Annotated in this window: 30 protein-coding genes; 18 read left to right on the forward strand and 12 right to left on the reverse strand. The window is 65.7% G+C overall.

All coding sequences use genetic code 11. The annotated features are described in order from the left end of the window. Positions 1 to 17: 17 nt before the first annotated feature. From PU724_RS03560 to PU724_RS03585, 6 genes are all read left to right on the forward strand, one after another. Positions 18 to 410, forward strand: a complete 393-nt coding sequence (locus PU724_RS03560) for a hypothetical protein (protein ID WP_127286383.1) — start codon at positions 18 to 20, stop codon at positions 408 to 410. Next, complete coding sequence (locus PU724_RS03565) at positions 377 to 916, forward strand: hypothetical protein (protein ID WP_320255864.1); 540 nt, start codon at positions 377 to 379, stop codon at positions 914 to 916. The genes PU724_RS03560 and PU724_RS03565 overlap by 34 nt, the downstream gene beginning before the upstream one ends. 16 nt (positions 917 to 932) lie before the next feature. Next, positions 933 to 1,373 carry a hypothetical protein gene (locus tag PU724_RS03570; protein ID WP_426213029.1) on the forward strand — a complete coding sequence of 147 codons (441 nt, stop codon included), beginning with the start codon at positions 933 to 935 and terminating at the stop codon, positions 1,371 to 1,373. 90 nt (positions 1,374 to 1,463) lie between these two features. Beyond that, positions 1,464 to 2,366, forward strand: coding sequence for a ribokinase (locus tag PU724_RS03575; protein WP_354419719.1), 903 nt, complete (start codon positions 1,464 to 1,466; stop codon positions 2,364 to 2,366). 5 nt (positions 2,367 to 2,371) lie between these two features. Then, complete coding sequence (locus PU724_RS03580; protein WP_354419721.1) at positions 2,372 to 3,823, forward strand: amidase; 1,452 nt, start codon at positions 2,372 to 2,374, stop codon at positions 3,821 to 3,823. A 104-nt stretch (positions 3,824 to 3,927) separates the two neighbouring features. Next, on the forward strand, positions 3,928 to 4,542 hold the full coding sequence (locus PU724_RS03585; RefSeq protein ID WP_354419723.1) for a LysE family translocator: 615 nt from the start codon (positions 3,928 to 3,930) through the stop codon (positions 4,540 to 4,542). A 154-nt stretch (positions 4,543 to 4,696) separates the two neighbouring features. On the opposite strand, the gene PU724_RS03590 is transcribed toward PU724_RS03585, so the two are convergent. Beyond that, the gene (locus PU724_RS03590; RefSeq protein WP_127392277.1) at positions 4,697 to 5,638 is read right to left on the reverse strand and encodes a nucleoside hydrolase; all 942 of its coding nucleotides are present in this window, start codon (positions 5,636 to 5,638) and stop codon (positions 4,697 to 4,699) included. A gap of 152 nt (positions 5,639 to 5,790) precedes the next feature. Between PU724_RS03590 and PU724_RS03595 the strand changes: the two genes are divergently transcribed. Both PU724_RS03595 and PU724_RS03600 read left to right on the forward strand, forming a co-directional pair. Next, positions 5,791 to 6,216 carry an Hsp20 family protein gene (locus tag PU724_RS03595; RefSeq protein ID WP_126058304.1) on the forward strand — a complete coding sequence of 142 codons (426 nt, stop codon included), beginning with the start codon at positions 5,791 to 5,793 and terminating at the stop codon, positions 6,214 to 6,216. Positions 6,217 to 6,382: 166 nt separating this feature from the next. Further along, positions 6,383 to 6,640 carry a BQ00720 family protein gene (locus PU724_RS03600; protein WP_127286971.1) on the forward strand — a complete coding sequence of 86 codons (258 nt, stop codon included), beginning with the start codon at positions 6,383 to 6,385 and terminating at the stop codon, positions 6,638 to 6,640. 75 nt (positions 6,641 to 6,715) lie between these two features. Here the strand turns inward: PU724_RS03600 and ptsN are convergent, their stop codons facing one another. The 6 genes from ptsN to lptC form a co-directional block, all read right to left on the reverse strand. Next, positions 6,716 to 7,180: a PTS IIA-like nitrogen regulatory protein PtsN gene (gene ptsN, locus PU724_RS03605; protein ID WP_006200387.1), complete on the reverse strand. Its 465-nt coding sequence runs from the start codon at positions 7,178 to 7,180 to the stop codon at positions 6,716 to 6,718. 61 nt (positions 7,181 to 7,241) lie between these two features. Further along, a complete protein-coding gene (gene hpf / locus PU724_RS03610; RefSeq protein ID WP_127286970.1) occupies positions 7,242 to 7,826 on the reverse strand; it encodes a ribosome hibernation-promoting factor, HPF/YfiA family in 585 nt (194 codons plus the stop codon). Positions 7,827 to 8,110: 284 nt separating this feature from the next. Then, on the reverse strand, positions 8,111 to 9,640 hold the full coding sequence (rpoN, locus tag PU724_RS03615; RefSeq protein WP_135860064.1) for an RNA polymerase factor sigma-54: 1,530 nt from the start codon (positions 9,638 to 9,640) through the stop codon (positions 8,111 to 8,113). 196 nt (positions 9,641 to 9,836) lie between these two features. Then, complete coding sequence (lptB, locus tag PU724_RS03620) at positions 9,837 to 10,655, reverse strand: LPS export ABC transporter ATP-binding protein (protein WP_127309347.1); 819 nt, start codon at positions 10,653 to 10,655, stop codon at positions 9,837 to 9,839. Next, on the reverse strand, positions 10,655 to 11,239 hold the full coding sequence (locus PU724_RS03625) for an LptA/OstA family protein (RefSeq protein WP_127282412.1): 585 nt from the start codon (positions 11,237 to 11,239) through the stop codon (positions 10,655 to 10,657). Before PU724_RS03625 ends, lptB begins: the two co-directional genes overlap by 1 nt. Next, positions 11,226 to 11,939: an LPS export ABC transporter periplasmic protein LptC gene (gene lptC, locus PU724_RS03630; RefSeq protein WP_127282411.1), complete on the reverse strand. Its 714-nt coding sequence runs from the start codon at positions 11,937 to 11,939 to the stop codon at positions 11,226 to 11,228. Before lptC ends, PU724_RS03625 begins: the two co-directional genes overlap by 14 nt. Positions 11,940 to 12,239: 300 nt before the next feature. On the opposite strand from lptC, the gene sppA reads away from it, so the two are divergent. The 4 genes from sppA (at position 12,240) to lhpI (ending at position 15,007) form a co-directional block, all read left to right on the forward strand. Further along, entirely contained in the window at positions 12,240 to 13,196 is a 957-nt protein-coding gene (gene sppA / locus PU724_RS03635; protein ID WP_127282410.1) for a signal peptide peptidase SppA, read from the forward strand. A gap of 80 nt (positions 13,197 to 13,276) precedes the next feature. Next, positions 13,277 to 13,561 (forward strand): integration host factor subunit beta, encoded by a 285-nt coding sequence (locus PU724_RS03640; protein WP_006200394.1) that lies wholly within the window; start codon positions 13,277 to 13,279, stop codon positions 13,559 to 13,561. A gap of 54 nt (positions 13,562 to 13,615) precedes the next feature. Then, positions 13,616 to 13,948 carry a DUF1049 domain-containing protein gene (locus PU724_RS03645; RefSeq protein WP_127282409.1) on the forward strand — a complete coding sequence of 111 codons (333 nt, stop codon included), beginning with the start codon at positions 13,616 to 13,618 and terminating at the stop codon, positions 13,946 to 13,948. A 93-nt stretch (positions 13,949 to 14,041) separates the two neighbouring features. Continuing rightward, positions 14,042 to 15,007, forward strand: coding sequence for a bifunctional Delta(1)-pyrroline-2-carboxylate/Delta(1)-piperideine-2-carboxylate reductase (gene lhpI / locus PU724_RS03650; RefSeq protein WP_354419732.1), 966 nt, complete (start codon positions 14,042 to 14,044; stop codon positions 15,005 to 15,007). On the opposite strand, the gene PU724_RS03655 is transcribed toward lhpI, so the two are convergent. The 4 genes from PU724_RS03655 to PU724_RS03670 form a co-directional block, all read right to left on the reverse strand. After that, entirely contained in the window at positions 14,997 to 15,425 is a 429-nt protein-coding gene (locus tag PU724_RS03655) for a VOC family protein (RefSeq protein ID WP_292171931.1), read from the reverse strand. The two genes, lhpI and PU724_RS03655, sit on opposite strands and share 11 nt — an antisense overlap. Positions 15,426 to 15,545: 120 nt before the next feature. Beyond that, on the reverse strand, positions 15,546 to 15,980 hold the full coding sequence (locus PU724_RS03660; RefSeq protein WP_292171928.1) for an EVE domain-containing protein: 435 nt from the start codon (positions 15,978 to 15,980) through the stop codon (positions 15,546 to 15,548). Further along, positions 15,977 to 16,360 carry a VOC family protein gene (locus PU724_RS03665; RefSeq protein WP_292171926.1) on the reverse strand — a complete coding sequence of 128 codons (384 nt, stop codon included), beginning with the start codon at positions 16,358 to 16,360 and terminating at the stop codon, positions 15,977 to 15,979. Before PU724_RS03665 ends, PU724_RS03660 begins: the two co-directional genes overlap by 4 nt. 70 nt (positions 16,361 to 16,430) lie before the next feature. Beyond that, complete coding sequence (locus PU724_RS03670) at positions 16,431 to 17,147, reverse strand: helix-turn-helix transcriptional regulator (RefSeq protein ID WP_292171923.1); 717 nt, start codon at positions 17,145 to 17,147, stop codon at positions 16,431 to 16,433. Between the two features lie 111 nt (positions 17,148 to 17,258). Between PU724_RS03670 and PU724_RS03675 the strand changes: the two genes are divergently transcribed. The 6 genes from PU724_RS03675 (at position 17,259) to olsB (ending at position 24,215) form a co-directional block, all read left to right on the forward strand. Beyond that, positions 17,259 to 18,320, forward strand: coding sequence for an RsmD family RNA methyltransferase (locus PU724_RS03675; RefSeq protein WP_354419734.1), 1,062 nt, complete (start codon positions 17,259 to 17,261; stop codon positions 18,318 to 18,320). Further along, positions 18,321 to 19,169, forward strand: a complete 849-nt coding sequence (locus PU724_RS03680; protein WP_128275681.1) for a TrmH family RNA methyltransferase — start codon at positions 18,321 to 18,323, stop codon at positions 19,167 to 19,169. It abuts the gene before it with no gap. A 69-nt stretch (positions 19,170 to 19,238) separates the two neighbouring features. Further along, positions 19,239 to 19,721 (forward strand): signal peptidase II, encoded by a 483-nt coding sequence (lspA, locus tag PU724_RS03685; protein ID WP_127282401.1) that lies wholly within the window; start codon positions 19,239 to 19,241, stop codon positions 19,719 to 19,721. Between the two features lie 53 nt (positions 19,722 to 19,774). After that, positions 19,775 to 20,764, forward strand: coding sequence for an acrylyl-CoA reductase (NADPH) (gene acuI, locus PU724_RS03690; RefSeq protein WP_127282400.1), 990 nt, complete (start codon positions 19,775 to 19,777; stop codon positions 20,762 to 20,764). An 89-nt stretch (positions 20,765 to 20,853) separates the two neighbouring features. Beyond that, a complete protein-coding gene (locus PU724_RS03695; RefSeq protein ID WP_354419737.1) occupies positions 20,854 to 23,145 on the forward strand; it encodes a PAS domain-containing hybrid sensor histidine kinase/response regulator in 2,292 nt (763 codons plus the stop codon). A gap of 182 nt (positions 23,146 to 23,327) precedes the next feature. Then, positions 23,328 to 24,215 (forward strand): l-ornithine N(alpha)-acyltransferase, encoded by an 888-nt coding sequence (gene olsB / locus PU724_RS03700; RefSeq protein ID WP_127282398.1) that lies wholly within the window; start codon positions 23,328 to 23,330, stop codon positions 24,213 to 24,215. 99 nt (positions 24,216 to 24,314) lie between these two features. On the opposite strand, the gene PU724_RS03705 is transcribed toward olsB, so the two are convergent. Continuing rightward, complete coding sequence (locus PU724_RS03705; RefSeq protein WP_354419739.1) at positions 24,315 to 24,947, reverse strand: trimeric intracellular cation channel family protein; 633 nt, start codon at positions 24,945 to 24,947, stop codon at positions 24,315 to 24,317. Between the last annotated feature and the right edge of the window lie 77 nt (positions 24,948 to 25,024).

Consider the following 25,024-nt stretch of genomic DNA (forward strand, 5'->3'; position numbering starts at 1 on the left):
CGCGAAAGGAGCGATCTTTGAGAAAGATTGGAACTCTGGCGGCGGCGTTGGCCGCCGTGCTGTCTCCCATCGCCGCGACGGGCCAGTCGATGACGCCGATGCGCGGCGAGGTGAGGTCGTTCACCGATGCCTTCGCCGTCCGGGTCTTCCCGGGCAACCCGTACGACCAGCGCATTCGCGTCGAGGTTCATGTCTACGACCAGGATTTCCAGCCGGTCGCCGCCAGGATCACACCGAGCGCCTTCCTTTTGGCCGGCCAGGCATCGCGTCCGGTCCTGGTGGTCGTGCCGTTCGACGGCGCGACCGAGCGTAAAGTGCGTATCTGTACCGAGAGTATCCCCTTTCCAAGCGAGCAGACGCAGATAAGGGCACAGATATGCGGAAAGTTCTTCGGACATCGCAGGTCCTGACCCTTGCCTTGCTGCCCGCCTTGGCGGTCGTGAGTCAGGGGTTTGCCGAGGACATACTGAACCTGAACCAGAACCAGACGGGCTTCACCCTGCCCGGCGTCACCCTGCCCCAGGGCCAGGACGAGGTTCACGCTTCCGACGGCACCACCTGCCGCTCTTCGGTTTCCGGCAGCGGCGCCTATCTCGATGTCGGCGTCATCAGAGGCAACAACAGCAGCCAGTCGAACAGCGACCTCGCCACCTATGGCCGCGTGGTGGTGCCGATCGGGCGGACGCCGAAGCGCGTCGATTGCAGCCGCCTGTACGAGCTCGAGGTCGAGCGCCTGCAACTGGAACTGAAGCTGCTCAAGATGGGCCTCGGCACCGACGGCCAGACGACGGCAAGCGTGCCTGTCGCCCCTCCGACGGCCGCTCGCGCTCCCGCGGCCGCATCGGCCGGATGGGCCAACGAAGGCTGGAGCATCAGAGGGACAAACGGCGATGGCAGGAAAAAGAAGAAGAAATAGCCGCGCCCTGCTGGCGATGGCAGCACTTGCCGGCCTCTGCCTTCCGACCCAGGCGGCGGTCGTTGGCACCTGCACGATCGTGATCGGCGCCTCCGGAACGATGAAGCCGAATCCCGCCATCAACATCTTCGGCTCCAAGCAGGCGGGCGGGTCGAGCGCCGGCGCCACCATCACCGCAAGCTCGCTGCTGTGCACGATCCTCAACCTGATCGACTGCTTTTCTGTTTCGGCGCCGGCGCCGATCGCCTTCACCTCCGCTCCAAGCGGAGGCGACACCAACGTCACTTTCGCCACCGTCTTCCGTCTCGACGGCTCGGGCACGGATATTCCCGGCAGTTCGCCGCAGCGTGTGATCAACGGCACCCACACCATGCAGGTCGACCTCACCGCCACCAAATCGCCGGGCATCTTTCCCGCCGGCAGCTACCAGGGCACTGTCACCGTGCGCTGCGAATGAAAGCGTGGCGGCTCGCGCGGAACTGCTCAATGGGCTGGCAACCGGCACTCTTACGGGCTAGCTTCCCGCCCATTAAGCAGGAGGCACTTCTTGATTATCGTAGTCGGCTCGATCAACCTCGACCTCATCGCCAATGTCGACCGCTTGCCAGCGCCTGGCGAGACGGTGCGCGGTTCCGCTTTCGCCACCGCGCCCGGCGGCAAGGGTGCCAACCAGGCGCTGGCCGCCGCGCGCGCCGGCGCCAAGGTGAGCATGGTCGGCGCCGTCGGCAAGGATGGCTTCGCCGCCGAGGCGCTGGCTTTGCTCACTGGCAAGGTCGATCTCTCCGGCATAGGCGAGAGCTTCGCCTCGACCGGCACGGCGCTGATCCTGGTCGGCGCCGACGGCGAAAACGTCATCGCCGTGGTCCCGGGCGCCAATGATTCGGTGCTGCCAGGCGATATCGCCAAGGCACAGCTCAAGAAGGGCGACGTCGTGCTGCTGCAGCACGAGATCCCCTTGCAGACCGTTGACGCCGCGCTGGAGGCGGCGCGGGCGGCCGGCGCCATCAGCGTGCTCAACACCGCGCCGTTCCGCCCCGAGGCGTCCGAGCTTCTGGGCAAGGCCGACTATGCCGTCGCCAACGAGACCGAATTCGATCTCTACGGCGAGGTGCTGTCGCTCAGCGGCCGCGACCGCCCGGCGCGGATGCGCGACTATGCCGGCAAGACCGGACGCGCCATTGTCGTCACCCTCGGTGGCGACGGCGTGCTCGCCGCGACGCCCGACACCTTCCTGACCGTGCCGGCGTTGAAGATCACTCCGGTCGATACGGTCGGCGCCGGCGACACGTTTTGCGGCTATTTCGGTGCCGGCCTGTCGTCGGGCCTGCCACTCGAACAGGCGCTCGTCCGCGCCGCCGCCGCCGGCTCGCTCGCTTGCCTGAAGCCCGGCGCCCAGCCGGCGATACCGCTGGCGAAGGACGTCGACGCCGCCTTGTCGGCCGCCGGGTGACGGCCATGCGTCCGGCGACCAGACATGCCGTCCCGCCCGCGGGTGATATCTGCCGGCTGTCCGCCGTGGAGCTGGCCGGCGCAGTCCGTGAGCGCCGCCTGTCGGTGCGCGAGGTGGTCACCGCCTTCCTCGACCGCATCGAGGCGGTGAACCCGCTGGTCAATGCCATCGTGTCGCTACGCGACCGCGCCGATATCCTCGCCGAAGCCGACAGGGCCGACGCCCATCTGGCGCGCGGCGGCAAGGCGGGATCGCTGTTCGGTCTGCCCATTGCGATCAAGGACCTGGCGCTGACCAAGGGCCTGAGGACCACTTTCGGCTCGCCGATCTTCGCCGACTTTGTCCCCGGCGAGGACGACTTCTTCGTCGAGCGCGTCCGCAAGGCGGGCGCCATCATCATCGGCAAGACCAACGTTCCCGAATTCGGACTTGGCTCCAACACCTACAACAGCGTGTTCGGCCCGACGCTCAACGCCTTCGATCCGCTTCTCACCGCCGGCGGCTCGAGCGGCGGCGCTGCGGTGGCGCTGGCGCTCGACATGCTGCCGGTCGCCGACGGCAGCGACTTCGGCGGCTCGTTGCGCAACCCTGCCGCCTACAACAACGTCTACGGCTTCCGCCCCTCGCAGGGACTGGTCCCGGCCGGGCCGGACATCGATGTCTTCCATGCCCAGATGGGCGTCGAAGGGCCAATGGGCCGCAGCGTCCGCGACATCGCCCTGCTGCTTGACGAACAGGCCGGCCATCATCCGCGCGCCCCACTGTCGTACGACAAGCAGGGTTCCTTCCTCGACGGATTGTCGACGAAGGCGACCGGCGGCCGCATCGCCTGGCTCGGCGATCTCGGCGGCCATTTGCCGATGGAGCCTGGCATCCTCGACCTTTGCCAGGCCGCGCTCGTCCGCTTCGCCGACGCGTCGTTCCACAGCGAAGCGCTGGTTCCGCATGTCGATTTCGAGGCGCTGTGGCAGGCCTTCGTCACGCTGCGCCAGGCGAGCAGCGGCTGCGCGCTCAAGGTCCACTACGACGATCCGGCCAGGCGCAAACTGCTGAAGCCGGAGGCCGTTTGGGAAGTGGAGCAGGCGATGCGCCTCACCGCGCCCGAGATCCATGCCGCCACGGTACGGCGCTCGTCCTGGCACCGGACGCTGCTGTCGATCTTCGATCGCTTCGACCTCGTCGCGCTGCCCACCGCGCAGGTCTTTCCCTTCGAGGTCGCCACCCGCTGGCCGCGCGAAGTGGCCGGGCGCGCCATGGACAGCTACCATCGCTGGATGCAGGTCTCCGCCTTCGCCACGCTCGGCGGCTGTCCGGCGCTCAACGTACCCGTCGGCTTCGACGGCAAGGGCCGGCCGATGGGCATGCAACTGATCGGGAGGCCACGCGGTGACCTCGCTGTGCTCAAGGCCGGCGCGGCCTACGAGGCGACCTTGCCCTGGCAGGCAGGGGCAAGCTGAGGACCGCCTGTGGCGGCAGGCTGGCGCTTGCGCCGGCCTCGGCGCCGTGCATTGATCGCGTTCGGCCGCCGCCGGATCGGCGCCATCCTGCTTGAGGGAAGACCATGTCGCTGGAACTCTACGCCACCTATGTCGTCGCCTGCATCGTCATCATCCTGGTGCCCGGCCCGACCGTCACGCTGATCATCGCCAACAGCATCCGCCACGGCTCGCGTGCCGGCCTTGCCAATGTCGCCGGCACCCAGGCCGGCCTCGCCATCATGATCGCCATCGTCGGCATCGGCCTCAACACGCTGATCGCCGGCATGGGGCACTGGTTCGAATGGGTCAGGCTGATCGGCGCCGCCTATCTGATCTGGATGGGCGTGCAGATGTTCCGTTCGAAAGGCACGCTGAACCCTGACGGCTCGGCCAGGAAGCCGCGCGGCGGCTTCTTCCTGCAGGGTTTCCTGGTGGCGATCAGCAATCCGAAGACGCTGGTCTTCTTCGGTGCCTTCTTCCCGCAGTTCATCGCGCCGCAGGGCAACTACACGCTGCAGATCGTGGTGATGGGTCTCACCGCGATGGTTTTCGCCGCGATGTCGGATTCCACCTACGCGCTTGCCGCCGGCCGCGCCGGCCGGCTGCTGTCGGCCAGCCGCATCAAGCTGATGTCCCGCATCAGCGGCAGCTTCCTGGTCGGCGGCGGCCTCTGGCTGGCGTTCTCGAAGGCGAAGTAGCGCCTACCTTCCCTCGCCCCGCTTACGCGGAGAGGTTGGTCGCGAAGCGACCGGGTTAGGGGCAGCGCCAGGTTGCAGGCAAAACACCGACATTCGCGCCGCCCCTCATCCGCCTGCCGGCACCTTCTCCACCTAAACGGGGAGAAGGAAGCTTTCAGAGCCGCCCCAGCCTCTCGACCAGCAGCGCGAAAAACGCGTCATGGTCGATGTCGCGCATCACCATGGCGTTCGTTTCCCGCTTGGTCACGCCCCACCAGTCGATCACCGTCATGCCCATGGTGAGCTCGGAAGAGGTCTCGACGCTGACATTGCAATTGCGGCCCTTGAACAGCTCGGGCTTGATGAGATAGGCGATCACGCACGGATCGTGCAGCGGCCCGCCATCGGTGCCGTACTTCTCCTCGTCGAAACGCTCGAAGAACTCCAGCATCTCCGACGTGGCGATGCCCACCCTGGTGCCGAGGTCGCGGAAAGCCTGCGTGCGCTTGGCCGTGGTCAATGCCTTGTGGGTGACGTCGAGCGGCATCATCACGATAGGAACGCCGGATTTGAAGACGACGTCGGCGGCGTGCGGGTCGACATAGATGTTGAACTCGGCGGTCGGGGTGACGTTGCCGCCCTCGAAGAAACCGCCGCCCATCAGCACGATTTCCTTGATGCGCGGCGCGATCCGCGGCTCGCGGATCAGCGCCAGCGCGATGTTGGTGAGCGGTCCGAGCGGGCAGAGCGTGATCGTGCCGCTGTCTTCGCTCATCAGCGTCTCGACGATGAAATCGACGGCGTACTGATCCTGCAGCGGCATCGTCGGATCGGGCAGTTGCGGGCCGTTGAGGCCGGTCTTGCCATGCACTTCCTCGGCGGTGACGAGCTGGCGCGCCAGCGGCCGGATGGCGCCGGCATAGACCTTGATATCGGGCCGGCCGGCCAGCTCGCAGATCTTGCGGGCGTTCTTCTCGGTCAGATTCAGCGGCACGTTGCCGGCAACGGCGGTGATGCCGACGATCTCCAGCTCGGCGCTGCCGAGCGCCAGCAAAATGGCGACGGCATCGTCCTGGCCGGGATCCGTGTCGATGATGATCTTGCGTGACTGCGGCATTTCAATTCCTTCTGGGAGTCTTTTGCGCGGGGTTTTGGGGCGGGGTTTGTGATGGCTTGAACTTGTCCGCGCGGCGGACCATATCAAGACAATCGGGAAAAATGCCATCCGGGTTTTTCCAGTTTATGTCGCTCTCCAGAGGACACTGTAACATGAGCCGAATGACGCCCTTTTCGAGCCCGCTTCTCCTGGGCTTCGACACCATGGAAAAGACGCTCGAGCGTCTGGCGAAGTCCGGTGACAGCTATCCTCCTTACAACATCGAGCGCCTCAGCGGCGCCGACGGCATGGCCGAAAGGCTGCGCATCACGCTCGCCGTCGCCGGCTTCGCCGAAAGCGACCTCGATGTCACGACGGAGGAGAACCAGTTGATCGTGCGCGGCCGTCAGACCGACGATACCGAGCGCGAATTCCTTCACCGCGGCATTGCCGCGCGCCAGTTCCAGCGCTGTTTCGTGCTGGCCGACGGCATGCGGGTGATCGCGGCGGAGCTGAAGAACGGCCTGTTGTCGATCGATCTCGATCGGCCGGAGGTCGAGCGGCTGGTACGGAAAATAAACATATCGGTGAAAGACTGATTTTTACCACTGCATCGGCCGGAAAATTGGAATCGATTTTCCGAAAGCACGATGCAGCAGACTTGAAGTTAGAGCGTCCTTTGTGCGTCCAACTGGACGCACGGCGCTCTAATGGCTCTCATGCGGGGCGGCCTTGGACGGCGTCCTCGCGCCAAGGAGGCTTGAAATGACCAGAACCGACGAAACCTCGACCATGACCAGCGGCGAATTCGCCCATCTCGGCGAAGGCTCGGTCGCCTATCTCCGGAAAGTCTCGAGCGACGATTTGCGCGGCCGCTTCCCCGGCCTCGACGAAATCGCCCCCGGCATGGAGCTGTGGGCGCTGTTTGCGGCCAATGGCCAGCCGATCCTGCTGTCCGACGCCCGCGACCGGGCGCTGGCTGGCGCGCTGGAGAACGACCTGACCACCGTCGCCATTCACTGACGGCGGTCTGTCAGGGTCCAAATGGAAAGGGCCGCTTTTGGCGGCCCTCCGAAGGTTTTAATCCCGAAAAGAGCTTCAGGCCGCGTGCGAGGCCTGCGTGTCCGACAACAGCGCGTGGATCGCCACCGCATCGCGCGTACCCCTGATCTTGGCCACGGTGTCGGCGTCGCGCAGCACGCGCGCGATGCGCGACAACGCCTTGAGATGGTCGGCGCCAGCACCCTCCGGTGCAAGCAGCAGGAACACCAGGTCGACCGGCTGGTCGTCCAGCGCCTCGAAATCGACCGGCGTTTCCAGCCGGGCGAAGACGCCGGCGATCCGCTTCACCCCGGCGAGCTTGCCATGCGGAATGGCGATGCCGTTGCCGACTCCGGTCGAACCCAGCCGCTCGCGCTGCAGGATGGTGTCGAACACCTCCCGCTCCGGAATGCCCGAAATCGCCGCCGCCCTCTCAGACAGCAATTGCAGCAGCTGTTTCTTGGAGTTCGCCTTCAACGCCGGCATGATCGCCGGAACGTTGATCAGATCGCTAAGATCCATGCCTGAAAAATCCCTTGTTCGCCCGCCGCAGCCAGTCCTCGCCCCCTCGCGCGGCTGGCTGCTATCCCTGTGCGACTTTGGTCGTGGACGGGTCGATCCAGCCGATGTTCCCATCCGGCCGGCGGTAGACGATGTTGAGATGCTCGTTTCCGGCGTTGCGGAACACGAAGACCGGGCTGTCCTTGGTGTCGAGCTCGATGACGGCGGACGCCACCGACATGGTGCGCAGCGTCATGGTCGATTCGGCGACGACCGCCGGAGCGAAATTCTCCGGAATCTCCTCGTCGTCGTCGGCGAGAGGCGCCATCACCGTATAGGCGATGTCGGTTGGCTCGCCATTGCCGTTGCCGGAATTGTGCGATTTCAGGCGGCGCTTGTAGCGCCGCAGGCGGGTTTCGAGGCGATCAGCCGCCGCCTCGAAGGCAAGCGTGGGGTCCTGTGCGTCGCCCGTCGCCTGCAATGAGGCGCCGGAATCGAGCCGGATCATGCAGTCGGCCGAAAAGCGCGACCCCGATTTGATGACCGTGACATGCCCTGAAAAACCGCGATCGAAATATTTCCCGATCGCCTCGCCGACACGGTCGTTGATGCGCGTACGGAACGCATCGCCGATGTCCATGTGTTTTCCCGAAATGCGCAGTTTCATCTGAAAACTGACCTTCCCTACTCAGGCTTCAAACTGTCCCGAGTTTATACTCGTGGTCCGCGCGCACAAGCTTTGCGGCGGCGCTCGCGCCGATTTTAAATCCGAACTTTCCGGTTGATCACAAGTTGCCTTCTGGCCGTCGCGAGGCCTTCGCTGTGACGGACCCATCCGCTTGCGGGTTTCAGGCCCGCCTCATGCGGGCGGGCTTCTAGACACTTCATTGCGGCTTGTCAATGAAGCTCGAAAACTGTGGAAATCCGCGCCGCGGCCGTTTGACGGTGCGGTCAGCGCCCGGCGCTGGCGATAGCCCGCTTTTCACGCCGCCGCTGCACCGAGGACGGAATATTCATGCCTTCCCGGTATTTGGCGACTGTACGACGGGCGATGTCGACGCCGCTTTCCCGCAGCATGTCGACGATGGCGTCGTCGGAGAGCACGTCGACAGGCTTTTCCTCATCGATCAATTGCTTGATGCGGTCGCGCACCGCTTCCGAGGAATGCGCCTCGCCGCCGCCCGCCGAGGCGATGGAAGCGGTGAAGAAATAGCGCAGTTCGAACACGCCGCGCGGTGTCAGCATGTATTTGTTGGCCGTGACCCGGCTCACCGTCGATTCGTGCATGCCGATGGCATCGGCCACCGTACGCAGATTGAGCGGCTTGAGGTGGCGCACGCCATGGACCAGGAAGGCGTCCTGCTGGCGAACGATCTCCGAAGCGACCTTGAGGATGGTCTTGGCCCGCTGGTCGAGGCTGCGCGTCAGCCAGTTGGCGCTCTGCAGGCACTCGGCCAGGAAGTCCTTCTCCGCCTGGTCCTTCGCGTGGCCCGAAACCCTGGCGAAATAGACATTGTCGACCAGGACGCGCGGCAGCGTCTCGGCATTGAGCTCGACTGCCCAGCTGCCGTCGTTGGCGGCCCGCACCTCGACATCGGCGACGATGGCGTCGCTGGCGCCGCCCGAAAACGCCATTCCGGGCCGCGGATCGAGGGCCCGGATCTCGGCCAGCATGTCGAGCAGATCCTCCTCGTCGACCCCGCAGATCCGCTTCAGCGTCTGGAAATCGCGCCGCGCCAGCAGCTCGAGGTTGGCGACCAGCGCCCGCATCGCCGGATCGAGCCGGTCGCGCACGGCAAGCTGCAGCGACAGGCATTCGGCGAGGTCGCGGGCAAACAGGCCGGCGGGTTCGAACGTCTGGCAGATCACCAGCACCTTGGCCACCGCCGCTTCGCTGGCGCCGAGGCGAGCCGCGATCTCGGCCATGTCGGCGCGCAGATAGCCGGCTTCATCGAGGCCATCGGCAAGCTCCCCGGCAATCAGCCGCGCCGCCGGGTCGGCGAAGGCGAGCGCGATCTGCTCGCCGACATGTTCGCGCAGCGTGATCGCGCTGGCGGCCATGTCGCCGACATCGAAACCTTCGGGCGAGGACGCGCCCATGCCGCTGCCGGAAGCCGATTTCCATTGCGCGCTGAGATCCGGACCGAGCCGCTCGCTGGTGCCGGGATCGTCGGGAAAGAGATTCTCCAGCGAGGAATCGAGCTTGTCCGAGATCGCTTCGGCGCTCCATTCGGTCTCGGCTTCGAACCAGTCGCCGTCGGCGGCGGTTTCCGGCGCGGCATCGCTCTTCTGCGCCAGGTCGCTCGCCGCGTCGTCCTGCGGCTCGGCGCGCTCCAAGAGCGGGTTGCGCTCGATCTCGTCATCAATGAAGCGCTCGAGCTCGACATGGGTGAGCTGCAGCAGCCGGATCGACTGCATCAGTTGCGGCGTCATCACCAGCGACTGGGACTGCCGTAGCTGTAATTTCGCCGCCAGCGCCATGGTTGGTTTTCAAACGCCTCTACGCACAGGACATGCCGGAACGAGTTTTTCCGACCGGGACAAACAAACTGGCCCGGCTTTTGCTTGTCAAGGGAAACGGTAGCAAAACGCGCTTACCGGAGCGTTATTTCAGGCAAAAATCGGACAAGAATCCCAAAAATCGCCGAAAAATTGCGTCGGGAGCTGGATTTCCTGTTTAGAGGGTAAAACCCTCGCCGAGATAAAGCCGCCGCACATCGGCATTGGCGACGATCTCGTCGGCGCGGCCATGCGTCAGCACCTGGCCGGCGTGGATGATGTAGGCGCGGTCGATCAGGCCGAGCGTCTCGCGCACATTGTGATCGGTGATCAGCACGCCGATGCCGCGCGCGGTCAGGTGCCGCACCAGCTGCTGGATATCGGCCACCGCGATCGGGTCGATGCCGGCGAAAGGCTCGTCGAGCAGCATATAGGCCGGGCGCGTGGCGAGCGCGCGTGCGATCTCGAGACGCCGCCTCTCGCCACCGGACAGCGACAGCGAGGGCGCCTTGCGCAGATGGCTGATGTGGAATTCCTCGAGCAGCTCGTCGAGGCTGCGCTCGCGTGCCTTGCGGCTCTTCTCGACCACTTCGAGCACGGCGCGGATGTTCTGTTCGACGCTCAAGCCCCGGAAGATCGAGGCCTCCTGCGGCAGGTAGCCGATGCCGAGCCGGGCGCGGCGGTACATCGGCATCGAAGTGACGTCGAAGCCGTCGATCTCGATCGTGCCTTCGTCCACCGGCACCAGCCCGGTGACCATATAGAAACAGGTCGTCTTGCCGGCGCCGTTGGGGCCGAGCAGCCCGACCGCCTCGCCGGCGCGCACGCCAAGCGTCACGCCGCTGACGACCTTGCGGCCCTTGTAGCTCTTGGTCAGGCCCTTGGCGATCAAGGTGCCCTTGAACTTGGCGGAATCGGCGGAAACCGTTGCCGGCGCCGCTGGTTTGCCGGCGGCCCGCCCCGGAAGGCGAGCCAGCAGCGACGATACGCCGGCCATTATTGCTTCGGCGCTCCCGACTTCGGCGGCGGCGTCATCGACATGATGACGCGCCCGCCACAGCCGTCGACCTGGGCGAGGCCGCTCTTCATCTGCACGGTGAGCTTGCAGCCCTTGAGCACGTTGGGGCCCTGCGACAGCACCACTTCCTTGCCGGAAAGCACGAGCACCTGGCTCTTCATGTCGAACGTGCCATTGTCGCCGGTGGCGATCTGGTCGTTCGACTTGATGTAGACCTTGTTGTCGACCACAAGGTGGTCGATGTTGGCCGAGCCGGTCATCGCCGACGCGCCGGCGGCGGCGCCCTTGGCGGCATTGGGATCCTTGACATAGTAGACCGTCATCTTGCCGGCCTTGAGCGTGGTCGGCCCTTGCGTCACGGTGACATTGCCGCTGAACACGGCGACGCTGTCGGCCTGGCGAACCTCGAGCTTGTCGCTCTCGATCTGGATCGGCTGATCGCCGGAAAGCTTGAGGCCCGAGACCTGGCTGGTCGTGCCGGACTGGGCAAGCGACGGCGACGCGCCGAGCAGCAGCAGCACCGAAGCCGCGCTCAAAAGCCGTGCCATACTATTGCGACGCATTCGATTCTCCGCCCTGTTGCTCTGCCGCCTTCAAGCTGGCGGGATCGATGTTGACGCGCACCTTGCTCTCGAAGACCAGGACCTTGCCATTGTCCTGGACCGCCATCGAATCCGCCGTGATCCGCGAGCCGCCACGGCTGACATCGACCGGATCATCCGTCTTCATAGTGCCTTTGCCCATGTCGAGGAAGACCGATTTGAGCTTGGCCTCGATGCCGTCGGTCGTCGTCACCGTAATGTCGCTGGTCAGGCTCATCGTGTTGCCGTCGCGGTTGTAGACGCCGCGCGTGGCGTTGACGGTCGCCACATTGTCCGATGTCAACGGCAATTTGGCGTTGATCCCTTCAAGATCGATGATGCCTTGCTTGCCGACGTCCTGGATGGCGCGCAGCGCCGTCAGCGAATAGGGCAGCTTCTGCTTGGTGAAGCCGTTGAGCTTGGGGTTGGCCATCACCAGCTTGCCGTCGGCGAAGGCGCTGCCTTCGGCCTGCACCGAGATCGAAACCGGGGCGGCAAGATAGGAATAGACCGGAAAGGCGATGGCGATGCCAGCTGCAAGCAGCGGCACCGCGAATTTCAGCACGCGCACCCGGCGCGAATGCCGCTGCGCGCGGTCGAACGCATCACCGCGCGTGCCGGCTGGCGCCGCTGGCGCCAAAGCCGTCTCGGCATTGGTCGTTTCGTTCGATCGCGCTAGCATGACTAAATTCTAATAAACCCTTGCCCCGCCAAATCACCGCCTATAGGTGGGATGTCGGCCCCCGTAAGCAAGCACAAGCGGAGGAAAACCGCAAAAATGTGACGGCTGCCGTTGTACAAACGGAAGTGAAGTCGACGCAATTTCCGCACTTCATAGCAGATACGGACGAGCGGCGTTAATTTTTCATGAAGCACCGCCTCGCGCCGCGCGGACGCTTTGACGCAACCCCGCCAGGAAACGGTAGCCGGGCGCGGACGCTTGCTTTAAAAGCAACTCTTCCCACCGACCGAGAGGCTGACCATGGCAATGAGAGCCGATGATCTGATCGACCGCCGCCGTTTGCGCCGCAAAGTGACGTTCTGGCGTGTTGCCGCGCTCGTCGTCGCGGCCATCGCGTTGATCGCCCTGTCGACCTGGGTCTATCGCGACGACTTCAGCGGCTCGGCCGTCGACCATATTGCCAAGGTCCGGATCGAAGGCACCATCACCGAAGATGAGGAGCTCATCAAGCGGCTGGAGACCATCCGCGAATCCCCGAGGGTGAAGGGCGTCATCCTGTCGATCGACTCGCCCGGCGGCACCACCGTCGGCGGTGAATCGATCTTCGAGGCAGTGCGCAAGCTCGCCGGCGACAAGCCCGTCGTGGCGGAAGTCGGCACGCTCGCCGCGTCCGCCGGCTACATGATTGCAAGCGCGGCCGACCATATCGTCGCGCGCAAATCCTCGATCGTCGGCTCGATCGGCGTGCTTATCCAGTATCCGGACGTCAGCGGCCTGATGGACAAGCTCGGCATCAAGCTCGAGGAGGTGAAATCCTCGCCGCTGAAGGCCTCGCCCTCGCCCTTCAAGCCGACCAATGAGGACGAGCGCGCCATGGTCCGCAAGCTCATCCTCGACAGCTATGACTGGTTCGTCGGCATCGTCGCCGACCGCCGCAAGATGACCCACGAGCAGGCGCTGGCGCTTGCCGACGGCTCGATCTTCACCGGCAGGCAGGCGCTCGCCAACCATCTGATCGACGCCGTCGGCGGCGAGACCGAGGCGATCGGCTGGCTGGCGACCAAGGGCGTCGACGCCAAGCTCAAGGTGGTGGAGTGGAAGGACACCGAACGGCACGGCGGCTTCCTGTTCTCAAAGACAATGGCGAAAACCATCGCCGGCGCGCTCGGCCTTCCCGACGCCGGCGGCGACGTCATTCACGAAATTGGAGCGGACCGCTTGTTTCTTGACGGTCTCGTTTCGGTCTGGCACCCTTGACGAGCCGTTTGGGACGAGCGAAAAAGCAAATAAAATCATCCTCATAATTTGACTGAAGTGCTTTCAGGGGAGCCGTTCTCATGATCAAATCCGAGCTTGTGCAAATTATTGCCACACGCAATCCGCATCTTTTCCTGCGCGACGTCGAAAACATCGTCGGCGCGATCTTCGACGAGATCACCGACGCCCTTGCCGAGGGCAATCGGGTCGAGCTGCGCGGTTTCGGCGCCTTTTCGGTGAAAAACCGGCCCGCCCGCACCGGCCGCAACCCGCGCACCGGCGAATCCGTCGAGGTCGAGGAGAAGTGGGTGCCGTTCTTCAAGACCGGCAAGGAATTGCGCGAAAGGCTTAACGGCGGCAAATAGGCGCGTAATTCATGCGCCGGCCTTCCGACAGGCCTGCTTTCGACAGGAAATCAGATGTTTAACCGCTTCATGCTCGTCGTTGTCTTCGTGCCGCTGGCCATCATCCTGATCGCGCTGGCCGTCGCCAACCGCGAGCCGGTCGCCTTCACGCTCGACCCGTTCAATCCCGGCAATCCGGCGCTGACGCTGAAGCTGCCGCTTTTCATCTTCCTGTTCCTGGCTCTCGCCGTCGGCATGATCGTCGGCAGCATGGCGACCTGGGTCAAGCAGGGCCGTTATCGCAAGCTGGCGCGCCAGCGCGGCGTCGAGGCCGAGAACCTGCGCCAGGCGGTTAGCCGCGCTCCGCAGGCGCCGCAGGGCCCGGCCCTGCCGAAGCCGACGGCCTGAAGCATTGCAACGCCGCGTGTCCCTTCAGGGCGCGCGCCAGGGATGCCGCAAGAATTTCCGTTTCGCGGGCGCCCTCACTGCACGGAGTCTTTCATGCTGACCATTTCGGCCGCCGAGGTCGACCAGGCGCTGACCTTTCCCGGGCTGGTCGAGACGCTGCGCACTGCTTTCCGTGACGGCGCCGTGCAGCCGGTCCGCCATCATCACACCGTCGAACGTCCCGACGGCGAGGCCTCGACGCTGCTGTTGATGCCGGCCTGGACCGACTTCAACGCCGCCGGCACCTCGGCGGGTGGCCATATCGGCGTCAAGATCGTCACCGTCTCGCCCGACAACAACGCCATCGGCAAGCCGGCCGTGATGGGTCTTTACCTGCTGCTCGACGGAACGACCGGTGAGCCGGAAGCGCTGATCGACGGCCAGCGGCTGACGCAATGGCGCACCGCTTGCGCCTCGGCGCTTGCCGCCTCCTACCTCGCCCGCAAGGACGCCTCGCGGCTGCTGATCGTCGGCGCCGGGGCGCTTTCGACCTTCCTTGCCAAGGCCCATTCGGCGGTACGGCCGATCACTGCCATTCGCATCTGGAACCGGACCCCGGCCAATGCCGAAAAGGTCGCCGCCGGCTTGCGCGCCGAGGGGCTGCCGGCCAGCGCCGCCGAAGACCTCGACGCCGAGCTTTCGGAGGCTGATATCGTCTCCTCGGCGACGATAACCACCCAGCCGCTGGTCAGGGGCGCGTTGTTGAAGCCGGGCGCCCATGTCGACCTTGTCGGCGGCTTCACGCCGACGATGCGCGAGAGCGACGACGACGCCATCCGGCGCGCCCGCGTCTTTGTCGACACCCGCGCCGGCGCCACCAAGGAAGCGGGCGACATTGTCCAGCCGCTCGCCGCCGGCGTGCTGAAGCCGGATGCCATCATTGCCGACCTGCATGAGCTGGCGCGCGGCGAGAAGGCCGGGCGGCAAAGCGACGGCGAGATCACCCTGTTCAAGTCGGTCGGCGCCGCGCTCGAGGACCTTGCCGCCGGCATAGCCGTCTACAACGCGCTCAAGCGATAGCGTCTGCCGGCGCCACGGCCCTGCGATCGAACTTCCTGATCGCTTCGGCGCTGACCGGAGTGAAGAAATTCACCAGATTGCCGTCGGGATCGCGCAGCAGCAGCGATCGGTTTCCCCATGGCATCGTCGTCGGCGTCTGCACGAAGTCGCCGATCGTCTCCGTCAGCCTGCGATAGTCCGCGTCGACATCGGCAACGCGAAACTCGATGATTGCCGAACGATTGGCGGCCGGCTCCGCCACATCCGCTCCAAACAGCGCCAGGGTGCGCGTGCTACCGATCGCCAGCGTGCAGGAGGCGGTTGCCAGTTCGGCGAAATCCGGAGTGAACCAGGTTGCCGTCAAGCCGGTGATCGCCTCGTAAAATGCCACCAGAGGCTTGATCTGGTCGGTGATGATGCGGATCGAGACGAAGTCCATATTGTTCTCCTTGGAGCGAGCGCTGCGGATCAGGTGACGATGCGCTTCTCGCACGAGGCTGCTGACAGCTTGGCGTCAGCAGCCTTGTCACCAGTGGCCATTCCGGAGCCGCTGCGGACCTCAGGCAGCCTCGATGGCCTTGACACCCATCGCCTCGGCAATCAGCCGAAAATCGTGCTCGTCGATCTCGAACAGGCCGAAGCGCAGCTGATAGCCCCACTTCACCTTGCCCGCCGTGAAGTTCAGCCTGTCGAGCAGCGGCTTGATCGGCACTTCCTCCGCCCGCGCCCAATCGACATCGCGCCGGAACGGCGTGAAGCCGCCACCCATATCGCCCTGATAGGGCCCGCCGTCACGCACGGTGCCGATTGCCGTGAATGACTGCAGGCCGTCCTTTTCGCCGAGGACCGTGTTCGGCGAATAGTAGGCGATGCCATCGCCGGGCCTGATGCGGCGCAGCGGCGCCAGTCTGCCATGATTGACCTGCATGAAGCCGCCCGCGCGGCCGAGCCTGACATGCGCGGCCGAGGCGACGGCGATCCAGTGCGCGCTCACGCCTGGTCCCCGTCGTTCAGCCAATAGACGCGTAGCCGGTGATTGTCGGGATCGAGCGCGACGAAGGTGCGGCCGAAATCCATGTCGGTCGGCGCCTGCACGATGTTCAGGCCGCGCCCCGCCCAGTCCCGGTGGACGGCGTCGACCGCCGCCGGCGTGTCCTGCGCGAAGACAAGCTCGGCTCCGCCGCCCGCGGCGGCCGCCGCTGCCGGCTCCACCGTGTGGCGCGACCACAGGCCGAGCTTGAAGCCGTCGTCGAGCACGAACAGCACGAAGGTCGGCGACGCCTCGACCGGCTGCCGCCCGAGCAGCGCGCTGTAGAAGGCGCCGCTCCGCTCCGGGCTGTCGACATAGAGGATGACGAAATTGGGGGTGTTCATTGCTGTTCTCCAACGTGTCTGCGATTGGAGGACCTTACGCACCACCACTGTCAGATTCTGGCAGCAGCCATCAGCGGCCGGTGCCTTTCGACGCATCCCGACCCGCTTGCGGCGTGTCGAGCGTTGCCCGCCACTCCTTGAGCAGCGACTGGCGCCGGCGCGGATAGCGCACATCGGTGGCGTTGAGGCCGGACATGCGATCGGCGCGGAAATGGCGAAAATCCTGCCGCGTCTCGCACCAGGCGACCATCACCCGCACCTTGTCGAAGAAGCCGATCGCGAAGGGCCAGACCATGCGCTTGGACTGGGCGCCTGCGCCATCCCGATAGAGGAACCCGAGCTTGCGTTCGTTGCGGATGGCCAGGCGCACCAGGCCAAGGTCGATGCCTTCGGTGGCCTCGGCGCCTGGCCCGACGAGCAGCGCGGTGGCGTCGAGATCCTCGCGCAGGTCATCCGGCAGCACGGCCGCGATTTTGGCCAGCGCATCGGTCGCGGCGGCCGAAAGCCGCTTGTCCGGCTGCTTGGCGACCCAACGCGACCCGAGCACGACGGCCTCGATCTCCTCGTCGGTGAACATCAGCGGCGGCAGCATGAAGCCAGGCTTCAGCACATAGCCCAGCCCCGCCTCGCCCTCGATCGGCGCGCCCTGCCCCTGCAGCGTTGCGATGTCGCGGTAGAGCGTGCGGATCGAGACGCCCATTTCGCCCGCGAGCGTGCGCCCGCTCACCGGCCGGCGGTGGCGGCGCAGGATCTGGATCAGGTCGAGCAGGCGTTCGGAGCGGGACATGGCCCAGATTTGCCCGTTTCCCCCGCTAAGGTCCATCACGGACGTCGGACCATTTTGTTGCGCCGCCGATGGCCCTATGTCAAAAGCGGCCTGCCGTTCCGGAGAGTGTTCTTGAAATCCTTTCGCGATCGAAACCGCGACAACCGTCCGCGCCAGCCCGCCAAAGCCAATGCCGCCCAATCGCATCCCCGCGAGGCCGGCGCGGCAACGAGGCAGGAGCCACAGGGCCGCCCCGAACCCAAATCCGCGCCGCGCGTCCTTGCGCGCCGCGAGGGCGCGCTGCCGGCCGAGCGGCTGCCACTGATCCTCGAAGTGGCGCCCAATGCCGACTACGCCCTGCTGGACAGCGGCGCCGGACAGAAGCTGGAGCAGTACGGCCCCTATCGCATCGTGCGGCCGGAGGGCCAGGCGATCTGGCAGCGGACGCTGCCGGCCAGAGACTGGGAGCGCGCGGACGCCATCTTCACCGGCGACATCGACGAGGAGGGCATCGGCCGCTGGCGCTTCCCGAAAACGCCGCTCGGCGAAACCTGGCCGATGAAGCATGACGGCATCGACTATCTTGGCCGCTTCACCTCGTTTCGCCATGTCGGCGTCTTTCCCGAACAGGCCTCCCACTGGGATCACATGGCCGGGCTGATCATGGCGGCCAGACGGCCGGTCAAGGTACTGAATCTCTTCGGCTATACCGGGCTCGCATCGCTGGTGGCAGCCCGCGCCGGCGCCGAGGTCACCCATGTCGATGCGTCCAAAAAGGCCATCGGCTGGGCCCGGGAAAACCAGGAGATGGCCGGGCTCGCCAGCAAGCCGATCCGCTGGATCGTCGAGGACGCCGTGAAGTTCGCCGAGCGCGAGGAGCGCCGCGGCAGCCGCTACGACATCGTCCTGTTCGACCCGCCCGCCTATGGCCGCGGCCCGAAGGGCGAGGTCTGGCAATTGTTCGACGACCTGCCCGGATTGACCGACCTCTGCCGCTCAATCCTGACGCCGAAGCCGCTCGCCGTTGTGCTCACCGCCTATTCGATCCGCGCTTCATTCTTCGCCATCCATGCCCTGATGCGCGACACCTTCGCCGGCATGGGCGGCACGGTCGAATCGGGCGAGCTGATCATCCGCGAGAAATCCGCCGGCCGCGCGCTGTCGACCTCGCTGTTCTCGCGCTGGGTGGCCTGAATGAACGCTTATGAGAGCTCCCGCGCCGTCGGCCAGGTGAAGGAGGTCACCAGCCTCGCCAATCCGCTGGTCAAGGACATCAAGGCCCTGGCGCTGAAGAAGTTCCGCGACCAGCAGAACGCCTTCATGGCCGAAGGCCTGAAGCTGGTCATCGACGCGCTCGATCTCGGCTGGCATATCCGCACGCTGGTTTTCGCCAAGGCCGGACGTGGCAATGCGGCTGTGGAGAAGGTCGCGGCGCGCACCGTCGCCGCCGGCGGCACCGTGCTCGAAGTCTCGGAAAAGGTGCTGGCGGCGATCACCCGCCGCGACAACCCGCAAATGGTGGTCGGCGTCTTTGCCCAGAAGGTGCTGCCACTGAGGGACATTCGCGCCACGGATGGCGACGTCTGGGTGGCGCTCGACCGGGTGCGCGATCCCGGCAATCTCGGCACCGTCATCCGCACCGTCGATGCCGTCGGCGCCAAGGGCGTCATCCTGGTCGGCGAGACCACCGATCCCTTTTCCGTCGAGACCGTGCGCGCCACCATGGGCTCGATCTTCGCCGTGCCGGTCGCCAGGGCGACGCCGGAGGCTTTTCTGGCCTGGCGCAAGGGCTTTCCGGGCCTCGTCGCCGGCACCCATCTGAAGGGCGCGGTCGATTACCGTTCGGTCGATTTTACCAGGGGGCCGGTGCTGCTCTTGATGGGCAACGAGCAGCAGGGCCTGCCCGACAGCCTGGCCGAGAGCTGCGACCGTCTGCTCAGGATTCCGCAGGCCGGCCGCGCCGATTCACTCAATCTGGCGGTCGCCACCGGCATCATGCTGTTCGAGATCCGGCGCGCCGCGCTGAAGCTGGGCCCGGACTAGACCCATGATGCCAAGAAATGGCGTCCGGTATTCGGACAGGGTCATGGTCAAACAAGAGGGCATCAAACCGTGAAGTCGTGGTCCCCCTACGCCCTGCTGGTCGTCGTCGCCATCGCGCTCGACCAGTGGATCAAGCACCTGGTGAAAAGCGGCCTCACCTTCCAGGAGAAGGTCGATCTCCTGCCCTTCCTGGCGCTGTTCCGCACTTACAACACCGGCATCGCCTTCTCGATGTTCCAGTCCTTCGGCGATACCGGCCTGGTGGTGATTGCCGTTCTCGTCGTCGCCTTCGTGCTCTACCTCGCAACCCGCACGCCGGCGGGCCACGCGGTTGCCCGGACCGGCTTCGCGCTGATCATCGGCGGCGCGGTGGGCAATGTCATCGACCGCGTCGCCTACGGCCATGTCATCGACTACATTTTGTTCCACACGCCGGTCTGGTCCTTCGCCGTCTTCAACCTGGCCGATGCCTTCATCTCGGTCGGCGCCGCGCTGGTCCTCTTCGATGAATTGATCGGCTGGCGGCGCCAGCCCAAGACCTCGCAAGATTGACCTCGCGCGGCCGTCGCCGCACAGTCCGAGCACCGCACAGCCGGGAGAAGAACGTGTCCGATACCTTCAAAGCCATCCTCGTTTCGCGCGACGCCGACAAGAAGCAGTCGGTCGCCGTCACCGACCTCACCGAAGCCGACCTGATGGAGGGCGACGTCACCGTCGCGGTCGAGGCGACGACCGTGAACTACAAGGATGGGCTGGCCATCACCGGCAAGGCGCCGGTCATCCGCCGCTGGCCGCTGGTGCCGGGAATCGATTTCGCCGGCACCGTCATCTCCTCCTCGCATGCCGACTGGCGCAAGGGTGACAAGGTCATCCTCAACGGCTGGGGCGTCGGCGAGACGCATTTCGGCGCCTTTGCCGGCCGCGCCCGTGTCAACGGCGACTGGCTGGTGCCGCTGCCGGAGGGCATGAGCCCGCATGATGCGATGGCGGTCGGCACCGCCGGCTACACCGCCATGCTCAGCGTCATGGCGCTCGAGCGGCATGGCATCGTGCCGGATCGCGGCCCGGTCGTGGTGACCGGTGCGGCCGGCGGCGTCGGCTCGGTCGCAGTCTCGATCCTCTCCAGCCTCGGCTACCATGTCATCGCTTCGACCGGCCGCAATGCCGAAAGCCCCTATCTGATCGACCTCGGCGCCGCCGAGGTGATCTCGCGCGACGAGCTCACGCAGCCGGCAAAGCCGCTCGCCAAGGAGCGCTGGGCCGGCGGCGTCGATGCGGTCGGCAGCCACACGCTCGCCAATGTCCTGTCGATGACCGCCTATGGCGGAGCGGTGGCCGCCTGCGGGCTTGCCGGCGGCATGGACCTGCCGGCAAGCGTCGCTCCCTTCATCCTGCGCGGCGTCTCGCTGCTCGGCATCGATTCGGTGATGGCGCCGAAGGCGGTGCGTCTCGAGGCGTGGCGTCGCATCGGCACCGATCTCGACCACAGGAAACTCGCGACGCTGTCCAGGACCATCGGTTTTGACGGCATAATCGACGCCGCGCGCGACATCGTCGACGGCAGGATCAGGGGCCGCGTCGTGGTCGATATGTGAGCCGCGGATAGGGCAAAAACGGCGCGACTGTTAAAATTCGAACGATCCGCCGCAGCCTTCCATAATCTCTCTGTGGCAAGGCTTTCCGCATGATCGCGGAATCCGGCATCAAGGCGGCGCAGAGTGCCGAAGGCGTGGGCGGGCCAGGCCCCGACGCGCCGAAGCGGCAGCTTGTCGCCCCGCCGCCGCTGGCGCCCGTGCTCCCCCCGGCCAATCCCGAAGGCTTGCCTTTCCTGACCGTCGTCGCAATCGCGGTGTTGGCCGGGCTGGCTCACCTGACCGGCGCGCCGATCTTCGTCACCCTCGGTTTGCTGGTGACGGGCCTTGCCGGCCTCGGCATGCATCTGCGCAGCAAGCGCAACGAACGCCGCGCCGCGACCCTGCTCGACGAGACCGCCGCCCGCAACCGCGCCGAGATCGAGACGCTCGCTGACCGCATGTGGGAGATGCAGGAAAGCGAGGAGCGGTTTCGCGGGCTGATCGACGCGCTCGGCGACCTCGTCGTCCATCGCGATCGCGACGGCCATATCGTCTACGCCAACAAGGTTTTCGCCGACCTTGTCGACATCGATCAACGCGACCTCGCCGGCAAGAGCTTGTCGGAGCTTGGCATCGATGTCGGCATCGTTCCCGACGCCGCCTTCTCGGATCATGAGTGTCTGAGCTCCACCGACGTCGCCATCCGCACGCCGAGCGGTCCACGCTGGTTTTCCTGGATCGAGCTGTCGGTGCGCGACAAGGACAACGGCGCCGTCTCGCACCGGGCGATCGCGCGCGACATCACCGCCCGCAAGCGCGCCGAATCCTCGCTGATCACCGCCCGCGAGCGCGCCGAATATGCCAGCCAGGCCAAGTCGCGCTTCCTCGCCACCGTCAGCCATGAGATCCGCACGCCGATGAACGGCATCATGGGCATGGCCAAGCTCCTGGTCGACACCGATCTGTCGCCCGAGCAGCGCACCTATGTCGGCGCCGTCTCGACCTCGGCCAGCGCGCTGCTCGCCCTGATCGAGGACCTGCTCGACTACTCCAAGATCGAGGCCGGCCGCTTCGACCCCGAGCCGCAGCCGACATCTGTGCGCGAGATCGCCGACAACATCATCGAACTGATGGCGTCACGTGCCTTCACAAAAAGCATAGGCCTTGGTTGCCATGTCGAGCCCGACGTTCCGCAGATGATCACCGCCGATCCGGGCCGGGTGCGCCAGGTGCTGCTCAACCTGATCGGCAACGCCATCAAGTTCACCGACACCGGCGGCGTGCTGCTCAGCGTCGCGCGGGCGCGCACCGAAACCACCGACCGCATCTGCTTCACCGTCGCCGACACCGGTCCGGGACTGCGCGAAGAGGACATGGAACGCATCTTCGAGGAGTTCGAGCAATCCGACGGCACGTCGACCCGGGTGCATGGCGGCGCCGGCCTCGGCCTTGCCATCTCCAGGCGCCTGGTGACCGCCATGGGCGGCTCGATCTCCGTGTCGAGCCGGCTCGGTGAGGGATCCGAATTCGTCTTCGAGCTTCCGGCGGTGGCGGCGACCGAGCCGCCGCAAAACCGGCAGGACATACTGTCCGGCCGGCGTGCCGTGATCGTGTCGAAGAACGCGGTCGAGGCCGACGCCATCGCGCGCACCATCCGCGCCCATGGCGGCGCCGTCGAACTGGCGACGACGCTCGCCCAGGCAACGCCTTTCGCGGCGGGTTGCGATGCGCTTCTGGTCGACGCCGCGATGGAGAACGGCGACGGGCGCCTGCTCAAGCGCTTGCGCCAGGGCGGCTTTGCCGATTGCGAGGCGATCACGCTGATCGCGCCGACCGACCGCGGCATGCTCGGCGAATTTCGCGCCAATGGTTACGCCACCTTCCTGGCGCGGCCGGTGCGCGGCGAGACGCTGCTGCGCGTGCTTTTGACCAGCCATGCGCCCGCTGTCGCGCTGCCGCAGACGGACAGGCAGGGCGCACCGCCCGCGCGCGCCGGCGGGCGTCGCGGCGAGCACGGCCTGTCGGTGCTGATCGCAGAGGACAACGACATCAACGCCATGCTCGCCCGCGCCACGCTTCTGAAGGCCGGCCACCGCGTCAAGGTGGTCGGCAACGGCAAGGCCGCCGTCGAGGCCGTCACCGATGCCGGCCTGAAGCATCGCTTCGATGTTGTGCTGATGGACCTGCACATGCCGGTCATGGACGGGCTGGATGCCATCGCCGCCATCCGCCGGCACGAAGAGGCACTGGCGGTGCCGCCGGTTCCGATCATGGTGCTGTCGGCGGACAGCCAGGAAAAGACCCGCCATACGGTGCTGGCGCACGGCGCCAGCGGCTTCGTTACCAAGCCGCTCGATCCGGATGCTCTGGTCAGCGCCGTCGAGGCGCAGGTCGCTGCCTGACTTTTTTTGCCCCGGCAATCGCCCTTGGATCGCCTGGCTTTGCTTCGTTAAGGTAGCCGGTTGAGGGCATTCGCCAGCCGACGAAGTATTGCCCGCCGCGCCGTATCACGGTACTGTCACAATCCTGTTGCACCTACACCGTATCCCCGTGCCAAGAGGGATGGCTCGAAGGAGAATCACTCGTGCATACAGTTATGCCGGAATGTGACACTCGGCCGAACGCTGGCGGCGCCCTGCTCGCCACGCGGACGGCTGATGCCGTCGCAACAGGCGCCCCTCTCGGCCGCATTGGCAATCTCGAAGTCCGGCTTGCCCGCAACGAAGCCGAGATCGCTGCCGCGCAGGAGGTCCGCTACCGGGTGTTCTATGACGAGCTTGGCGCCAGGAAGGACCTGTTCCAGGCGCAGGACCGGCGCGACGCCGATCGCTTCGATCCGCTCTGCGATCACCTTTTGGTGTTCGACACGTCGCTTCCCGGCCCTGAGCACCGCCGCATCGTCGGCACCTACCGGCTGCTGCGGCAGGAGATCGCGGCGACGGCTGGCGGCTTCTATTCCGAGGGCGAGTTCGAGCTGACCAATCTGATCGCCCGTCATCCCGGCCAGCGTTTTCTCGAGCTCGGCCGCTCCTGCGTGCTTAAGGAATACCGCTCCAAGCGCACCATCGAGGCGCTGTGGCAAGGCATCTGGGCCTATATCAACCACTACGGCATCGGCGTGATGACCGGCTGCGCTTCCTTCCACGGCATCGTGCCGGCGGCGCATGCCGAGGCGCTGACGTACCTCGCCCATCACTGCCGCACCAATTCGGCGTGGGACGTCAAGGCGGTTGCCGGCCGCTACTGCTCCATGGACCTGATGCCGATCGAAGCGGTCAACGCCAAGGCGGCCATCGCCTCCATGCCGCCGCTGGTCAAGGGTTACCTGCGCGTCGGCGCCCGCATCGGCGACGGCTGCGTCATCGATCACGAATTCTCGACCGTCGACGTCTTCGTCGTCATGCCGGTCAAGGAGATCGGCGCGCGCTACGTCAACTATTATGGCGGGGAAGGCCAGCGCTTCGCGGCCTGACGCGAGTAGGCAGTAGGCAGTAGGCAGTAGGCAGTAGGCAGTAGGGGAAGACATCACGTTCACGCTCCCCTGACTACTGACTATTCCCTAATCCCTCCATCACGGAATATCCTCCGGCCGCCGCCCGGGCCTGCTCTTGTAGGCCGGGAAGGCCCAGCCGAATTTGAGCGCGCCGCCGCGCACCGCGAATGCCGCGGCGAAACCCAGGAGACCCGCCGCCAATGGCGGCAGTCCGGCAAGGTCGCCGACGGTGAAAAGCGCCGCACCCGCAAGCGCCGCCGTGACGTAGATCTCGGGCCGCAGAAGCACCGATGGCTCGCCGGCCAGCAGATCGCGCAGGATGCCGCCGAAGGTTGCGGTCAGCACGCCCGTGATGGTGGCGACGACCGGGGACCCGGTGATGGCGAGGCCCTTGGCGGCGCCCATCACCGAGAAGGCGGCGAGACCGATAGCGTCGAGCCAGAGCAGCAATTTGTAGCGGGATTCGACCAGATGGGCGCTGAAGAAGACCAGCACCGCGACCACCACGCAGATCAGCACATAGTCGCGGTTGCCGACCCAGAACACCGGCAGGTTGAGGATGACGTCGCGCAGCGTGCCGCCGCCGATACCGGTGACGCAGGCCAGGAACAGAAAGCCGATGATGTCGAGTTGCTTGCGCGAAGCGGCAAGCGCCCCTGTCGCTGCGAAGACGGCGACGCCGGCATAGTCGAGAAGCTCGATGGGATTCATGGGAATAGGGCAGTAAGGGAGTAGGGGAATAGGGACCTCTAGATAGCACAAGCCGCGTGAATAATCCCGCCGCTATC

It is taken from the genome of Mesorhizobium abyssinicae (genome assembly GCF_049887195.1).
Classification (GTDB): Bacteria; Pseudomonadota; Alphaproteobacteria; order Rhizobiales; family Rhizobiaceae; genus Mesorhizobium; species Mesorhizobium abyssinicae.

Bases quoted from the DNA above. Each gene is read 5' to 3' on its own strand.
- PU724_RS03585 (WP_354419723.1), top strand. From the start codon at position 3,928: ATGTCGCTGGAACTCTACGCCACCTATGTCGTCGCCTGCATCGTCATC.
- PU724_RS03640 (WP_006200394.1), top strand. From the start codon at position 13,277: ATGATCAAATCCGAGCTTGTGCAAATTATTGCCACACGCAATCCGCAT.
- lptC (WP_127282411.1), bottom strand. From the start codon at position 11,939: ATGCTAGCGCGATCGAACGAAACGACCAATGCCGAGACGGCTTTGGCG.
- PU724_RS03580 (WP_354419721.1), top strand. From the start codon at position 2,372: ATGCGTCCGGCGACCAGACATGCCGTCCCGCCCGCGGGTGATATCTGC.
- PU724_RS03625 (WP_127282412.1), bottom strand. From the start codon at position 11,239: ATGCGTCGCAATAGTATGGCACGGCTTTTGAGCGCGGCTTCGGTGCTG.
- PU724_RS03670 (WP_292171923.1), bottom strand. From the start codon at position 17,147: ATGTCCCGCTCCGAACGCCTGCTCGACCTGATCCAGATCCTGCGCCGC.
- lptB (WP_127309347.1), bottom strand. From the start codon at position 10,655: ATGGCCGGCGTATCGTCGCTGCTGGCTCGCCTTCCGGGGCGGGCCGCC.
- hpf (WP_127286970.1), bottom strand. From the start codon at position 7,826: ATGAAACTGCGCATTTCGGGAAAACACATGGACATCGGCGATGCGTTC.
- PU724_RS03600 (WP_127286971.1), top strand. From the start codon at position 6,383: ATGACCAGAACCGACGAAACCTCGACCATGACCAGCGGCGAATTCGCC.
- PU724_RS03705 (WP_354419739.1), bottom strand. From the start codon at position 24,947: ATGAATCCCATCGAGCTTCTCGACTATGCCGGCGTCGCCGTCTTCGCA.
- PU724_RS03645 (WP_127282409.1), top strand. From the start codon at position 13,616: ATGTTTAACCGCTTCATGCTCGTCGTTGTCTTCGTGCCGCTGGCCATC.
- PU724_RS03570 (WP_426213029.1), top strand. From the start codon at position 933: ATGGCAGCACTTGCCGGCCTCTGCCTTCCGACCCAGGCGGCGGTCGTT.
- rpoN (WP_135860064.1), bottom strand. From the start codon at position 9,640: ATGGCGCTGGCGGCGAAATTACAGCTACGGCAGTCCCAGTCGCTGGTG.
- PU724_RS03665 (WP_292171926.1), bottom strand. From the start codon at position 16,360: ATGAACACCCCCAATTTCGTCATCCTCTATGTCGACAGCCCGGAGCGG.
- sppA (WP_127282410.1), top strand. From the start codon at position 12,240: ATGGCAATGAGAGCCGATGATCTGATCGACCGCCGCCGTTTGCGCCGC.
- PU724_RS03695 (WP_354419737.1), top strand. From the start codon at position 20,854: ATGATCGCGGAATCCGGCATCAAGGCGGCGCAGAGTGCCGAAGGCGTG.
- PU724_RS03680 (WP_128275681.1), top strand. From the start codon at position 18,321: ATGAACGCTTATGAGAGCTCCCGCGCCGTCGGCCAGGTGAAGGAGGTC.
- PU724_RS03590 (WP_127392277.1), bottom strand. From the start codon at position 5,638: ATGCCGCAGTCACGCAAGATCATCATCGACACGGATCCCGGCCAGGAC.
- PU724_RS03565 (WP_320255864.1), top strand. From the start codon at position 377: ATGCGGAAAGTTCTTCGGACATCGCAGGTCCTGACCCTTGCCTTGCTG.
- lhpI (WP_354419732.1), top strand. From the start codon at position 14,042: ATGCTGACCATTTCGGCCGCCGAGGTCGACCAGGCGCTGACCTTTCCC.
- ptsN (WP_006200387.1), bottom strand. From the start codon at position 7,180: ATGGATCTTAGCGATCTGATCAACGTTCCGGCGATCATGCCGGCGTTG.
- PU724_RS03655 (WP_292171931.1), bottom strand. From the start codon at position 15,425: ATGGACTTCGTCTCGATCCGCATCATCACCGACCAGATCAAGCCTCTG.
- PU724_RS03595 (WP_126058304.1), top strand. From the start codon at position 5,791: ATGAGCCGAATGACGCCCTTTTCGAGCCCGCTTCTCCTGGGCTTCGAC.